Origin of the sequence: Clostridium sp. 1001271st1 H5 (assembly GCF_005845215.1) — a bacterium.
Classification (GTDB): Bacteria; Bacillota; Clostridia; order Lachnospirales; family Lachnospiraceae; genus Enterocloster.
In genome coordinates, this window is sequence record NZ_SPHO01000035.1 from 1 (window position 1) to 14,336 (window position 14,336).

The window sequence follows — 14,336 nt, forward strand, 5'->3', positions numbered from 1 at the left end:
CTTCCAAATTCAATTCATATCGTTTGAATCTGTAAAATGTATAGTATACATCCTCGCTCACTGATATTAATTGTCCATGCATTCTTATTACGTATGTCTCCTTATCATTCATTATATATCCTCCATTTCAAAATTTTTAGTTTCATATTTTGAAATGGAAGGGCGGCGCCCTGGGTAAATAAAATCCCGCAGCGCATGATAGGTAAACAATGTTTGGTTTAGCATAGTTAGCAACATAGCTGGAGGGAGAGCTCTTTGGTTCAGGACAGTAAATAAATTTTTCTTTATGTATACTGCACCAATCCCAACACATTGCGTGTGTCATAGGAAATTGGTGATATCTTTGCAGTAAGCTCTGACATTGAGCACATTGCCTAATATCATCAACCCCTCTATCCTGCAACGCAGGATGGCACACAACCATTTTTATACCCCATTAAAAAGAAGCTGCCATGCCAGTCTAAAACAATAGTCTAACGATAGGTTCCGGTTTGAACATCCAGCCTGATAATTTCAGCATTTACGTTTCATCACTCACCTTTCCTGCTGATTCTTCTTTAGTTAGGGATAAAATAAAAAACGACTCTTTCGATGTTTCTTTCGTAAGAGTCGTCGTTGAGGTTTGAATGGTATAGTTATATTTTAATTTTTTACTTGTTTTTTGAAGTTTGTTGTTATTATCAGAAAATTATAATTACATTTATAGAAATAAGCGCAATAATTCAACAAATACACACGAGTTGCGTCATTTTATGTACGATATAAATGGATATATCTAAATATCTAGTTGAATTATGAAAAAGCGAAAAAGAAGGTGGGTTTTGTCATAGATATTACAGATTCTTTTCTAATTTGCATATTATTACTATCTTTTTATGCCATTATTGATTTGTTTACCGATGCCATTTCCGTAAACGCCCAATAGCACGTACCTTTTTATCATCATCATTCTTTGAGATAATAGGCCCAACATCAAAATTCAAAATAGTTTAGTATTCAGACATTAATCGCAGATGCATATGCCAGGACGGATTCCTTCAATTTTGTCCCCGCCTTCAAGATGGCTTCTGTTTGACTGTTCAATATAACGGGATAAGATGCCATTGTCTCTTCTAATGTGGTTTCAATTTCTGCCAGATGTGATTTGAGAGAATCATAATGATTCATTAGCATTTCGAGAAAATCCTGCTGAATTATGGAAAGAGTACCGTTCACAGCCACAAGAATCTCATTGATGTGATTGCAGTTTTGGTTTTCAGACAGGAATCAAGAGATTCCCTATCAATACAGACATTGATAAAGTAAAGACCCAAATGCGTATATCTTGATATCATAAAAATGTCAATTGAATTCTTACAGAATTTAACTTATAATAAATTTGTATGTTCATCGGAGAGGGTTAGCTCCGGACAGAACCATATAGGTAATCTGAGTTGTTGAAAGGAGCATACAATGAACTCCGAACACTACCGTAATTTTATTGCCATTGTTGAGGCGGGGACATTATCCGCTGCCTCGAGGAAACTTCATATTGCGCAGCCAGCTTTATCCAACCAGGTCAAGTCTATGGAAGCACTGTTCGGTGCCCCACTTTTCAAGAGAAACGTCCGTTCCATGGAACCCACAGAAGCGGGAATGATTTTATATGATAAGGCAAAACACATTATCCTCTTGGAGGATGCCGCTGCAAAGGAAATAAATGCATGTTACAAAGGTTTTACCGGCTCCCTGTCCTTAGGCATTACTCAAGCATATCCCGACCCAATGATAGAGCGGCTTCTCCATCAATTTCATAAGGAAAACCACTTCATCAAATTTGATATATTTGAGCTGACCAGTGCGGAAATCATGGACTTACTCAAAAACGGCATCATAGAAATCGGCATCATCCGCACATTCCATCAGATTCCTGTATACCTGGACCCGCTGTATACAATACCGGAACGGCTTATGGTTGTGGGGAGAAAAGACACACTCTGGTTTCCCTTAAAGGAGGAGATTGATATATTCGCCTTAAAGGACATTCCTCTCTCAATTTCCCGCGGCTTTCAAAACACCATTACGGAAGCCTGTCTGAGGGCCAATTTTACACCTGAAATCTTAAGCGTATCCACCTCCCGGAACAATGCGCTGACCTGGGCAAGGAACGGCGATGCGGTGGCCATCATAACTGCTGACAATGCACCTGTCTACGAAAATGACACTGTCTTCTGCCGTCCCATATCCGGCGATATGCTGAGCCGCAGGACCTTTGCAGCGCTCAGGGGGCGTTCCCTGTCCAATGTTGCTGCCAAATTTATGGATTTTGTCAGGGAACATTCAAACGAATATAAGCAGGCATGACAATATCCGGGAACAGCAAACTGTCTCCCGGATATAGCTTTTCCTTATTTTATTCAACCAGTGCAGTCGGATTTTTACATACCATCTGTTCTACATCGCTCTGTGAATCCCCGCCTTCTTTAACCATCTTTGTAATTAAATCCAGCATACCTTCATCAGAAGAAGGGCTGTTCTTTTGTCCCATATCGCTGGACAGGACTACGTGGCTACATCCAATCTTCCTAATCTGTTCAAAACCCGTTTCATAAGAACATTTATGATAGGGAAGCAGATGTCACTGGCTTCATAGTCACGGTTTCCTCCTGTCCCATAAGGCTTCTCACCGCCCTGCGTTTCCAGGAAATGCTTCCCGTTATAGGATTCTATCATTTAGCAGTTGCCTATCCTGGGAATTTTTCATGGCCGCCTCCCATCACCTGGGGCTACTCATAAAAATCATCTGCAGAGGTAACGAATCCCAATATTATTTTTCTGGGTCCTGCTGCCTACGCCACCATAAGTATCACCTGTACTGCCAGAACCAGTGCTATCAGCGCAAACGGATAGGTGGCTGCATAGGCGGCCGCCACATCGTCCGTTCCTGCGACCTTGGTCAGTATAGCCAGTGACGGGGTGCAGGTCATGCTGGCCGAGATGGAGCCAAGACCGTTCAGAAGCGGGAGCCTGAGTATCTTAAGTCCAATGACAAATCCGGCTGCCAGAGGGACAAGCAGCAGTATAAGACCAATGAACAGAAGCCTGAAACCATAGGTCTGAAGTACCAGTACCAGGCCTTTTCCTCCCTCTGCGCCTGCGCCTGTAAAGAACAGAAGCAGGCCAATCTCCTTCATTACCCTTGTTACCCCTGGCTCCATCTTTAAACTTACAGGCCCTATATGACCCATATGTCCCAGGAGTAGTCCCACCACCAACGGTCCGCCTGTTGTTCCCAGGGAAAATTCGCCGCCACCCGGCAAAGGAATCACAAAGGAGCCCAGCAAGATTCCTCCAATCACTGCCGCGGAAAATGGAAACAGTCCCATTGTATCAATTTGCCTGTAATTCCTGCCCCATTGCCGCCCTTTTTCCTTCTCCTTCACGGCAATCAGCTCCCGTTCCTTTTCCATATCCGCATTAAGGATTCTGGGGACCAACTGCATAAAGAACACCTTCCCCACTACTCCGATGGGGTAGACTATCCCATAACCGGCAGCCACCATGGTTACTGCCTGGGCACTGTCCGAAACAGCCTCCTTGGCCGCTGCAAATCCCGGTGAGGTGGTAAATGCCCCTGTCATCATTCCCACTGCCAATGCCTTATCTATCCCTGTCAGTTTTACCAGCAGAATACATGTAAAGGATCCCGTCACTGCAATGGAAAGACAGAGAATGATATAGGCAGCCCCGTTTGCCTTCACCCTCTCTGCAAACGCCGGACCAGCCGTCATACCGACTGATGCAATAAAGAAAATCAACCCAAGTGTCTGTATGTATGCGGGTATGGATACACCGAAATGACCGAAAAAAAGACCGGAGATAAAAAGAGCCGCCGTTCCCAGCTCAACCCCCTTTATGCGGATGCTGCCCAGAAAATACCCCGTAACCGCAATACAGAAAATGGACAGGATAACAGAAGCTGTCTCTTTCAATACAAACATAGAATTATCCTCGTTTCATCCAACTTCAGCATGACAGGCATCTCTCATAAATGCCCCGTTCCTTCAGCAATTCAATAAGTGTCTCTCCAATCAGGTCCGACATCCTGGCAGTGGGAATACCGCACTCATTGAGTACCCTGATTTTTTCAGCCGCAGTACCTTTTCCGCCTGAAATCACTGCCCCGGCATGGCCCATGCGCTTTCCCGGAGGCGCTGTTTGTCCTCCAATAAATGCTACCACCGGTTTATTCATATGCTCTTTAATCCACATGGCGGCCTCCTGCTCGCTGTTTCCGCCGATTTCCCCAATCATCACCACTGCTTCTGTACCTCCGTCCTCATGAAACGCCTGAATCACATCCAGGAAAGAGGTCCCCTTAATGGGGTCCCCTCCAATTCCCACACAGGTGCTCTGTCCCAGGCCTGCCTCCGACAACTGCTTGATGGTCTCATATGTCAGGGAGCCGGAGCGGGATACCACTCCTATCTTTCCGGGTTTAACCACATATCCGGGCGTGATTCCCATTTTGCATTCGCCAGGCGTCACAAGGCCAGGGCAGTTTGGCCCAATCAGACGGGTCTTCTTACCCTTCATATAATTCTTCACTTTTATCATATCCTGAACCGGAATGTTTTCCGTAATGCAGACACAAATATCCAGTCCTGCATTCACCGCCTCCATGATGGAATCAGCGGCAAATGCAGGCGGCACAAAGATAACGGACGCATTGGCCCCTGTGGCCTCCACTGCCTGGGCAACCGTGTCAAACACAGGAATTCCGTCCAAATTCTGTCCCAGTTTCCCGGGTGTCACTCCGGCTACAATGTTGGTGCCGAATTCGCGCATGAGCTGGGTATGCTTTTTTCCATGAAATCCTGTTATACCCTGCACTATAACTTTTGTATCTTTCCCAATATAAATGCTCATATCAGCTGCCTTCCTTTCTATTAACCAATTTCATAATAAGCTCTGCTCCTTCTGTCAGAGATGAGGCTGTGTAAAGTCCCAGACCGGATTCAGCTATCATCTGGTTGGCAATGACGCAGTTGGTTCCTTCCAGGCGAATGACAATGGGCACCTCTGGCCGGTTTTTCCTGATAGAGGCAATCACACCTTCTGCCACCCGGTCTGTCTGGGTAATTCCTCCGAATATATTGACCAGAACTCCCTTTACCTTCTCCTCCGACAGTATGATGTCAAAGGCCTTTTCGCATTCTTCCGGGCTGGAACTGCCTCCGCAGTCCATGAAATTGGCCGGTTCTCCGCCAAAATATTTGATGGCATCCATGGTAGCCATGGCAAGCCCTGCCCCGATAACCAGACAGCCGATGGTTCCATCCAGAGAAACATAGTTCATGTTCAGGTCCACGGCCCTAGCCTCCAGTTCCACTTCCTCCTCCCTGTCCCGAAGCTCTGCCAGTTCCGGGTGGCGGAACATACCACTGGAATCAAATCCAACCTTTGCATCAATCACCATGAGTTCCCCTGCACCTGTCAGGGCCAATGGATTTATCTCCACCATAGAACAGTCCTTTTCAGTAAATACGCAGTATAATGCGCCTGCCATTTTCACGAAGCTCTTTTTTAATTCAGCAGGGATATGGATTTGTTCCGCCAGGGTGTATAACTGCCATGTACGCAAGCCAATTCCCGGTTCCACATAAGTCCTGATGATTTTTTCTGGATGATTGGCAGCTACATCCTCAATGTCCATACCGCCCTCTTCTGATGCCACCAGTACAATTTGTCCCTCTGCCGAATCGATTATGATACTGAAATAATACTCCTTTACAATATCCGTTCCCTTTTCAATCCAAAGCCTGCGCACCAGCTTGCCTGCCGGACCGGTCTGGCGGGAAACAAGGGTCTTGCCAATCAGTTCTGCGGCGGCCGCCCTCGCATCCTCCGGTGTCTTTACCAGCTTGATTCCGCCTGCCTTTCCCCTGCCTCCTGCATGTACCTGGGATTTGACTGCAACCAGACCGCCAAGTTCTAGTGCTGCTTCATAGGCTTCCCCAGGAGTCCATGCAAGCCTTCCCTCTTGAACCGGAATTCCATACGATTTAAATAATGTTTTTGCCTGATATTCATGTATATTCATATGTCTTCTCTCCCCCCTATGCAAGCAGACTCTGGGCAGAAACGATTCCCGCCTGGAATGCCTTACGGTTCATGTCATGAAGCTTTGGCGCGAACCGGTTCAGAATAGCCTGAAGAACCGCATCACTGCCTGCGCACCTGCCCAGCACAGAGATTGCGCCTAGGGCCACCACATTGGCGGCTATGGGCTTTCCTGTTACTTCCATTGCTAGTTTTGTCAGCGGAATCCTATACACGTGTTCAATATCCTGCGGAACTTCCTTCACCAGGTCCGAATCTACCAGCAGTACCCCGTCTTTATCCATATCCAAATGGTATTTATCACAGGCCATCTGGGTCATAGCCAGAACAAAATCCGGCTTTCTGACAATCGGATAATTGATGGAATCATTATCAACAATCAGTTCTGAACGGCATGCGCCGCCTCTGGATTCAGGCCCGTAGGATTTTGCCAGAAGAATTTCATTTCCCTCAATTACACCTGCGGCCTGGGCCATCACGTCGCCCATCAGCATCATCCCCTGACCGCCGGAACCGCCAAATCTTATTTCATAATGTCTGCTTCCCATACTCAGCACTCCTTTGCTCTCCTGATTACTTCATCATAGATTTCCGAATACTCCCTGCGGTCCCCGCGGTTCACAAACTCCCCAATGACCAGCTTATCCTCCAATTCCTCAGAACTCATTTTTGCCGCCCTCTGGAGCGGCACGGCTGTTTCCTTCCAATGCATAACCATATCCGCAGCCTCTCCCTTCTTATTCAGCCTTCCGTATAGGGTCGGACAGTCACATGCAGCCTCCACCACGGAAAATCCCTTATGATTAATGGCCTTTGCAATCTGGTCCGTAAGCATCATTGCGTGATATGTAGTGGACCTTGCCACATAGGTTGCGCCTGACGCCTTTGCCAGGTCGCAAATATCAAAATTGGGGTCGATATTTCCATAGGCGCTTGTCTTTGTTTTTGCTCCGTAGGGGGTGGTGGGTGAGAACTGTCCGCCGGTCATGCCATAGTTGGAATTATTGAACACTACCACGGTCATGTCAATGTTCCTTCTCGCCCCATGGATGAAATGGTTGCCTCCAATTGAAGTGCAATCGCCGTCTCCTGTCACCACGATTACATGCAGGTCCGGATTGGCCATCTTTACTCCAGTGGCATATGCAATGGCCCTTCCGTGGTTTGTATGGATTCCGCACAGATTCATATATCCATTGGCACGGCAGCAACATCCAATCCCCGCAACAACAACCACCTTATCCGGGTCCAGTCCGGTCTTATCTATGGCCCGGATAATGGACTGGAGTACGATTCCGTTACCGCATCCCGGACACCACATGGTCTTTAATTTATCCTGACGCAGCAGTCTGTCAAATACATGTTCAGTCATATCACTTTACCTCCTTAATCACAGCCAGTACTGTTTCCGCTTCCATGACCATGCCATTATTCTGGGTGACAGAGACCACCGGCGTATCTGATGTGAACTGTCTTACAATATGAACCAGCTGCCCTTCGTTCATCTCACATGTTATCACGGTTTTGGCCCGGTCTGCCAGTTCCTTAAGCCGTTCCTCCGGGAAGGGCCATAGGGTGATGGGCCTGAAAAGCCCGGCCTTAATTCCCATGTCCCTGGCCGCGTCAACCGCACTTCTCGCCACCCTGGCCACAATACCAACACTGACAATGATGATGTCTGCATCCTCTGTCCTGTATTCCTCGTAAGACTCAATATCCTTGATATTACGTATAATCTTATGGTGCAGCCTTTTTACCTCACTGCTTATCTGGTCCGGGTTGCTGGTGGATGGGAAACCGGTCTCATCATGAATAATCCCACTGACATACCAGTGGTATCCGTCTCCAAATGCCGCCATGGGAGGGATTTCTGTCCCATCATCCTCATAAGGTCTATAATCTTCCTTGGGGCATGATGGCTGTCTGCGGTTTTCAATTGTCAGCTCCGCTGCATCCGGTATCCGTATCTTCTCACTCATATGGGCCAGCATGGCATCTGACAAAACAAAAACGGGCGTACGGTACTTTTCGGCCATGTTAAATGCCCTTATAGTTTCGTAATACGTCTCCTCCACAGAGCATGGAGCCACTGCAATCACCGGATGGTCCCCATGGGTTCCCCATCTGGCCTGCATCAAATCACCCTGGGCCGGAACCGTGGCAACCCCCTGACAGGGTCCCTGCCGCATCACATCCACCAGCACGCATGGTACCTCTGCCAGCATGGCATAACCGATATTCTCCTGCATCAGCGAAAATCCCGGACCACTGGTGGCTGTCATTGCCTTGGCACCTGCAAAGGATGCCCCAATGACTGCTGCAACGGATGCCAGCTCATCCTCCATCTGCATATACTTTCCTCCCTGCTTTGGCAGCAGTTCAGAAGCATATTCTGCTATCTCTGTAGCCGGTGTGATGGGATAGCCTGCAAAAAAATTCATTCCCGCTGCCAGGGCACCCAGAGTGCACGCCTCATTGCCTGTCAAAACCCTGAATTCATCTTTCATCATCATTACCTCCCATGCGAATTGCAAAATCAGGACATCTGTATTCACACTGCTTACATCCCGTACAGCTCTCCTCTGACTCCATCACAGGCTTTCCGTCTTCATCCTTTGACAGTGCATGGACCGGACATAGAGCAACGCAGATTCCACAGGATTTACAGAAACTTCTGTTCAGGTTAAAGTCTGTCTTCTTTCCCATTATCTCGAACTCCTTTTCGTTTATTTTGTATCTGAGCCCACTATAACACAATTGTATCTATAACAAAAATATCAGTTTTTGAATGTAACTATAGTGTTTTGATATATATACTACTATGCTATAATAAAATCATTTTGTTCAAGATTTGGCCAAGAAACATCCACATCAAGTCGTTATTGACAACGTTGACAGGATGTTTAGCTGTGATGACCCGTCCTTTAGAGGAACCATGTACGTCTGCCTTCAGTGCGGTAACATGAAGTTTTCCCTCTCCGCTGTAAAAGATTCTTATGGCCATGACCCCTTATACTGCTCGTAGAAGTTTACTATGACCATCACAGAGTTTCTTGCTTGCCTGTATCATATTTAAAGATGAGTTCTATATCGTCCTTTTTTAATCACTGTCTGTGTTCTAGTCCCTGTTTCTGCGGGGCTGTTAGTTTACATAATTTTGTTTTAGTAAGGACTTTTCTATAATACAAAAGGAAAGAAATACCGCAAAGCAGCCTTTCTTTCCTTTCTTAAATCTAATCCTTACTAAAAACGTACCAATCCCAGTTTATCCGCCCCAAAATACATAATCGGATATAGTATTAATATAACAACTTTTACCAACGTACCGGTCTTAAGCATCTGCTTATTTTCAACCAGTCCAGAACCTGCGGCCAATGCATTGGGTGGCGTTCCCTGTGGAAGCATATAGGCGAATCCACAAGCGAAAATAATATTTACCATGGACAGCATGGGTGCATAACCGGCACTTTTAGCAATGGATGCAGCAATTGGAATAAATACAGCTGCAACAACAATATTAGACCCTAACTCTGTCACCAAAGATGCAATGACAGCTAAAACAATAATTAAAACAAACTCCGGCAATGCACTGAAGCCTGCCATCTGTGCTGCAATCCAATCAGTCAGTCCTGAATCCGCAAAAGCACTTCCCAGTACCAGCGAACCACCTATCAGGAACACAGCATCCCAGGATGTATGTGATACTGCGTATTTAAAATCCAAAGTCGGTTCATTTGTCTTCCAATTTACCGGCCAAAGAAATAAGATTGCTACTGCAAATCCACCTATCATGTGGTCGGATATAAATGGCAGAAATGGACTCCAGAAAGTTTTTGTTATCCAGCTTAGGATTGCAAATGCTAGTACAATCAATACGTGCCTTTCTCCAGTTGACATTGTACCCAACTTATGCAATTCTTCTGTAATGATTTTACGGTCTATACTAATGTTTACCTTTCCAAGTCCCATAGAACGGTAAATAATATAAGTCGATACTAAAATCATCATCATACAGATGGGAACTGCAATAATCATCCAGCTAGGGAAATCAATTACTACCCCTGTCATCTCCTCTATAATGCCAATTCCTACAATATTAGCATTATTTCCAATAGGTGTGGCCGTACCTCCGTTGGTAGCGGAGAAAGCAACTGTTAACATCAGGGCTGCCCCCATAAGCTTGCCATAATTTTTATCATATTCACCAATTGATATTGTCAATGCAGCTACAATAGGAATCATCATGGCTGTGGATGCTGTATTGGACATCCACATTGAAATAATTCCTGTTGCAAATGCAAATGACATCATGATTGATAGTGGCTTGGTTCCCAATACAGAAAGGATGGTAAATGCAATCCTGCGATGAAGGTTCCATTTCTCAATGGCTGAGCCCAACCAAAAAACAGAAGTAGTCAATAACACTGCTGTATGAACATATCCTGATGTGGCATTGATTCCCGCATCATTTAATCCCAATGCAGGAAAAAGAAGAACGGGGAGCAACGCTGTCTGCCCTAATGTCACTGGCTGTGTAGACCACCATATAATCATCCATACCATGCTGGCCAGAACCTTTTTACCAACCTCTGTTAATTCTCCCTGCACTGGTACTAAAAAAAGAATAAATGCGAATAATGCCGGACCTAATATCAGTCCGATTTTTTGTTGTTTTGTCATTTTTAACCCCTTTTTGCTTAATATATTAATCTATGGAATATCTCTCCTTGGACTGTATATACCTTACGGAAGATTTTCCATGCATATATGTTATTAAATGGAAGGTTACAACCATACACCACCCTATAGAACTTGCAATAGCTACTGCCGTAAGAGAATACCTTTCCATAAGAATATAGGATAAGACCACCCTGGCTGTAATATGTAATATGGTTCCTGTCAGAGCTATGTTAATGCATCCTATTCCGCGAAAATAACCCACAAAACTGCTTGCCGTAAAGCACAACACATAAAATATGGATATACATCGCAAGTATCCAATACCTATATGCATTTCATTTTCTGTCACGCTATAGTTAATCAGTTTAATAAATTGTGCTGCACCGACATACATGGCAATCGATGAAATCAAGCCAAATAGAATCATAAGAATCAGCCCCCATTTCAATCCGCCTTTTACTCTTAATGTATTCTGAGCACCATGGTTTTGAGCCGTCAAAGTGGATATGGCCTGTCCTCCGCTATTTGAAAATGAATTGATAAAACCCTCAACCCTGGTCGTTGATGTGTAAGCACTTATACCATATATTCCTAATGTATTCACGGCTCCTTGGATTAAGAGCTTTCCAATATACAGGCTGGCTTGATGGACCAGGGACACCATTCCATAATGAATCGTTATCTTAACTGAACTTTTTTTAAATTGAAAATCGGATTTTCCAAACAATAGCAGTGGATATTTAGCACGTATATAAGCTATTGATAGAACAGCGCTCAATAACTGGGCTATACATGTAGCAATTGCAGCCCCCTTGATTCCAATACCCAGTTTTCCCACAAACAGAATGTCAAGCATCCCATTCACGGTAATGGATATTGTAAGAAATATCAGCGATGATTTGGTGTCGCCAATAGAGCGCAGAAGGGAGGCACATATATTATACAAATAGCTGATGACCATACCACCTATGATAAATGCAAGATACTCTTTTGCATATAGAAGCAATGCATCTGGTGTCCGTATAATTCTTAAAATAGGATTCATCAGCAATAAAGACAAAACGCTGAACATCACCACGGCAACACTTCCAGGAACCAACGCCAGGAAGCTCTCCTCCCTGAATCTTTTATAATCTTTCATTCCATAATATTGTGAAAAAAGAATGGATACGCCAAGGCTGAATCCAACCAAAGCAAATAGGAATAGGTTCATTACAGTACTTGCCACCCCTACGGCCGCAAAAGCTTCCATTCCAATATACTTTCCTATGATGACAGCATCTATCGTATTATAAAATTGTTGAAGTATATCCCCTACCAAAAGAGGAGCAGCCAATTTCACTATCTGAAATGGAATAACTCCTTGCAGTATAGCGTCTTGTTTTTTCATAATTAACTCCTGCACGTTTTACCATCCACCAATATCATCCATTTGGGGGCTGCATAACAATGGCTGCCACACCAAAATGCAACAGCCACCATTCACGAATTTCGGAAGATTATATCCGGCAATATCTTACTATAAATGCTACTTTTCTTCTACCGGTGTCTGTAACGTATGATATCCGGTTTCTTTCCTCGCATCCTTTAGTTTCATTCCCGATTTTACCTTACTTACAATCATCTGCTCCACTTGTTCAATCCCTTGTGCAACCTTCAACACTTCCTCTGCTTTTGAAAAGGGTACTGCAACTACTCCTGTGTTATCCCCGACTATAAGGTCTCCCGGATTTACCTGAACACCTGCTATGCTTACCGTATCATTTACCCGGTCCACATAAACCCGGTCTTTACCGGTCACCATATAGGTTCCTTTTGTATAAATAGGATATCTCAATTCCCTGATTACATTAATATCCCGGCATACACCGTCAATCACGGTTCCTGCAATTCCCCTCTGAGCGGCATATATTGACATAATATCGCCCCACACAGTGCAATCCTGACGTCCATTATTATCAATGACAGCCACTTCACCAGGAAGGATATCATCAATGAAATCCCCCACGGTTCCTCTAATCTGTCCACAAGGTACATAATGAACGGTAAACGCCTGGCCACATACATATGTATCCGGCACAACTGCCTTTATGTTCAACAAACCTCCATACAGCTTCAATTTATCCATTGCATCGGAAATACTGGGAACATCCAGTTTCTTATATGCCTCAATTATTTCCTTAGGTAATGTTAATTCTTCTTTCATCTTATACCACCTCTGCCCTATCCAATCTTGGCTTCGACAAGTTTATCAAAACCATATATTTCCATAGTGCTCTTTCCTGCATAGAGCATCTCCTTTACTTTTATTTCCTTTTCATATATGGCATTTGCTTTAGAAAAAACCTCATCTTCCTTTTCCCTTGGTACCACTACAATGCCGTCGCAGTCACCAACAATAATATCTCCCGGTCTGACCAGGACGCCTCCGCACACAACCGGAACATTAATATTCGCCAAACTCTCTTTTACAGTACCTCCTGGATTATAAGCTCTGACAAACACAGGAAATCCCAGTTCTCTGATATCCTCGGAGTCACGGCAGCTTCCATCAATCACAACTCCAGCCAATCCTCTTATTTTGCATGCAGTGGCCATAATATCACCAAAATGACCTCCTCCAGTATATCCATGACAGTTGAATACCACAACGTCACCCGGATTAGCAGCATAGATTCCCTGATGCAATGCCAGGTTATCACCGGGATAGCACTCCACGGTAACTGCTCTTCCAATCATATGGCATTTGGAGTCTATGGGTTTGATTGCCGGGTCCATATTCCCCTTTTTTCCATTTGCATCTGCAACATTTCCTGTTGGAAGTTTGGATAGCTCCAACACTAACTCTTGTGTTAAATCCATTACAGAACACCCCTCCTATTTCAACATTTTCTCATAATGATATTTTGTATCAACTTCCAGTGAGGTCATGCCTGCACGCAAATCCGCAATCATGGCTTCCTCTTTTTCAAAGAGCATTTCTGCCTTATCAAGGACAGCATCTATTTTTTCCCATGGAATTACCACAACGCCACTCCGGTCAGCCAGGACAGCATCTCCCGGACGAACCTGGACACCACCAAACTGAATCATTACATTGGTGGCCTCCTCCATGACTCTTCCTCTTGCAGTAGCCACAACAGCCCCCCTGGAATAAACAGGAAAATGAATCTCTACAAAATCATCCACATCTCGTACTGCGCCATCTACAACTACACCCGATATACCCTTCAGCTGAGCGCCGTTTGCAAGGATTCCACCCCAGCAGGATGTGTCCAGACGCCCCCCATTATCTACTACAACAATATCACCTTCTTCTGCTGCCTCGATGGCTTTAATGCCCAAGTGCGTTTTCCCTGTGGTTAGGCCTGCTGCCGTCATCTTCAGAGTGACAGCGCGCCCAGTTATTTTTTCTGCCCCTTCCCAAATAGGTCGGATACCATATGTAGAGCCCTTTAGACCCAGCGCATCCAGCGCATCAGATACATTGGTGGTAGATAATTTCAATAAACGATTCTTATATTTCTCATTAAATTCGCTCATCATTGATTCTC

At 44.8% G+C, this 14,336-nt stretch carries 14 protein-coding genes; 1 reads left to right on the forward strand and 13 read right to left on the reverse strand.

Features of this window, described 5'->3' with window-relative positions:
* The first annotated feature begins 1,452 nt into the window (after positions 1 to 1,452).
* Positions 1,453 to 2,343, forward strand: a complete 891-nt coding sequence (locus tag FGS84_RS28850; RefSeq protein WP_138311625.1) for a LysR family transcriptional regulator — start codon at positions 1,453 to 1,455, stop codon at positions 2,341 to 2,343.
* Positions 2,344 to 2,392: 49 nt separating this feature from the next.
* On the opposite strand, the gene FGS84_RS31885 is transcribed toward FGS84_RS28850, so the two are convergent.
* From FGS84_RS31885 to FGS84_RS28910, 13 genes are all read right to left on the reverse strand, one after another.
* On the reverse strand, positions 2,393 to 2,527 hold the full coding sequence (locus tag FGS84_RS31885) for a hypothetical protein (protein WP_279232862.1): 135 nt from the start codon (positions 2,525 to 2,527) through the stop codon (positions 2,393 to 2,395).
* Between the two features lie 301 nt (positions 2,528 to 2,828).
* Positions 2,829 to 3,980 carry a permease gene (locus tag FGS84_RS28855; RefSeq protein WP_138311626.1) on the reverse strand — a complete coding sequence of 384 codons (1,152 nt, stop codon included), beginning with the start codon at positions 3,978 to 3,980 and terminating at the stop codon, positions 2,829 to 2,831.
* A 25-nt stretch (positions 3,981 to 4,005) separates the two neighbouring features.
* Positions 4,006 to 4,908 (reverse strand): succinate--CoA ligase subunit alpha, encoded by a 903-nt coding sequence (gene sucD / locus FGS84_RS28860; RefSeq protein ID WP_138311627.1) that lies wholly within the window; start codon positions 4,906 to 4,908, stop codon positions 4,006 to 4,008.
* A 1-nt stretch (position 4,909) separates the two neighbouring features.
* Entirely contained in the window at positions 4,910 to 6,082 is a 1,173-nt protein-coding gene (gene sucC, locus FGS84_RS28865; RefSeq protein ID WP_138311628.1) for an ADP-forming succinate--CoA ligase subunit beta, read from the reverse strand.
* 16 nt (positions 6,083 to 6,098) lie between these two features.
* Positions 6,099 to 6,650 carry a 2-oxoacid:acceptor oxidoreductase family protein gene (locus FGS84_RS28870; RefSeq protein ID WP_138311629.1) on the reverse strand — a complete coding sequence of 184 codons (552 nt, stop codon included), beginning with the start codon at positions 6,648 to 6,650 and terminating at the stop codon, positions 6,099 to 6,101.
* A 2-nt stretch (positions 6,651 to 6,652) separates the two neighbouring features.
* Positions 6,653 to 7,474 carry a 2-oxoacid:ferredoxin oxidoreductase subunit beta gene (locus FGS84_RS28875; RefSeq protein WP_138311630.1) on the reverse strand — a complete coding sequence of 274 codons (822 nt, stop codon included), beginning with the start codon at positions 7,472 to 7,474 and terminating at the stop codon, positions 6,653 to 6,655.
* Between the two features lies 1 nt (position 7,475).
* Positions 7,476 to 8,615 carry a 2-oxoacid:acceptor oxidoreductase subunit alpha gene (locus FGS84_RS28880; protein ID WP_347563906.1) on the reverse strand — a complete coding sequence of 380 codons (1,140 nt, stop codon included), beginning with the start codon at positions 8,613 to 8,615 and terminating at the stop codon, positions 7,476 to 7,478.
* Positions 8,599 to 8,808, reverse strand: a complete 210-nt coding sequence (locus tag FGS84_RS28885) for a 4Fe-4S binding protein (protein ID WP_138311631.1) — start codon at positions 8,806 to 8,808, stop codon at positions 8,599 to 8,601. The genes FGS84_RS28880 and FGS84_RS28885 overlap by 17 nt, the downstream gene beginning before the upstream one ends.
* A gap of 537 nt (positions 8,809 to 9,345) precedes the next feature.
* The gene (locus FGS84_RS28890; protein ID WP_138311632.1) at positions 9,346 to 10,782 is read right to left on the reverse strand and encodes a DASS family sodium-coupled anion symporter; all 1,437 of its coding nucleotides are present in this window, start codon (positions 10,780 to 10,782) and stop codon (positions 9,346 to 9,348) included.
* A gap of 25 nt (positions 10,783 to 10,807) precedes the next feature.
* Positions 10,808 to 12,172, reverse strand: a complete 1,365-nt coding sequence (locus FGS84_RS28895; RefSeq protein ID WP_138311633.1) for an MATE family efflux transporter — start codon at positions 12,170 to 12,172, stop codon at positions 10,808 to 10,810.
* Positions 12,173 to 12,310: 138 nt separating this feature from the next.
* Entirely contained in the window at positions 12,311 to 12,988 is a 678-nt protein-coding gene (locus tag FGS84_RS28900) for an RraA family protein (protein WP_138311634.1), read from the reverse strand.
* A 17-nt stretch (positions 12,989 to 13,005) separates the two neighbouring features.
* Entirely contained in the window at positions 13,006 to 13,644 is a 639-nt protein-coding gene (locus tag FGS84_RS28905; protein ID WP_138311635.1) for a 4-carboxy-4-hydroxy-2-oxoadipate aldolase/oxaloacetate decarboxylase, read from the reverse strand.
* Between the two features lie 15 nt (positions 13,645 to 13,659).
* A complete protein-coding gene (locus FGS84_RS28910; protein ID WP_243130112.1) occupies positions 13,660 to 14,328 on the reverse strand; it encodes an RraA family protein in 669 nt (222 codons plus the stop codon).
* Positions 14,329 to 14,336: the final 8 nt, after the last annotated feature.

Coding starts and splice junctions, on each gene's coding strand:
- sucD (WP_138311627.1), bottom strand. CDS start 4,908: ATGAGCATTTATATTGGGAAAGATACAAAAGTTATAGTGCAGGGTATA.
- FGS84_RS28900 (WP_138311634.1), bottom strand. CDS start 12,988: ATGAAAGAAGAATTAACATTACCTAAGGAAATAATTGAGGCATATAAG.
- FGS84_RS28885 (WP_138311631.1), bottom strand. CDS start 8,808: ATGGGAAAGAAGACAGACTTTAACCTGAACAGAAGTTTCTGTAAATCC.
- FGS84_RS28855 (WP_138311626.1), bottom strand. CDS start 3,980: ATGTTTGTATTGAAAGAGACAGCTTCTGTTATCCTGTCCATTTTCTGT.
- FGS84_RS28910 (WP_243130112.1), bottom strand. CDS start 14,328: ATGATGAGCGAATTTAATGAGAAATATAAGAATCGTTTATTGAAATTA.
- FGS84_RS28870 (WP_138311629.1), bottom strand. CDS start 6,650: ATGGGAAGCAGACATTATGAAATAAGATTTGGCGGTTCCGGCGGTCAG.
- FGS84_RS28895 (WP_138311633.1), bottom strand. CDS start 12,172: ATGAAAAAACAAGACGCTATACTGCAAGGAGTTATTCCATTTCAGATA.
- FGS84_RS28875 (WP_138311630.1), bottom strand. CDS start 7,474: ATGACTGAACATGTATTTGACAGACTGCTGCGTCAGGATAAATTAAAG.
- FGS84_RS31885 (WP_279232862.1), bottom strand. CDS start 2,527: ATGGGACAAAAGAACAGCCCTTCTTCTGATGAAGGTATGCTGGATTTA.
- FGS84_RS28880 (WP_347563906.1), bottom strand. CDS start 8,615: ATGATGATGAAAGATGAATTCAGGGTTTTGACAGGCAATGAGGCGTGC.
- FGS84_RS28890 (WP_138311632.1), bottom strand. CDS start 10,782: ATGACAAAACAACAAAAAATCGGACTGATATTAGGTCCGGCATTATTC.
- sucC (WP_138311628.1), bottom strand. CDS start 6,082: ATGAATATACATGAATATCAGGCAAAAACATTATTTAAATCGTATGGA.
- FGS84_RS28905 (WP_138311635.1), bottom strand. CDS start 13,644: ATGGATTTAACACAAGAGTTAGTGTTGGAGCTATCCAAACTTCCAACA.
- FGS84_RS28850 (WP_138311625.1), top strand. CDS start 1,453: ATGAACTCCGAACACTACCGTAATTTTATTGCCATTGTTGAGGCGGGG.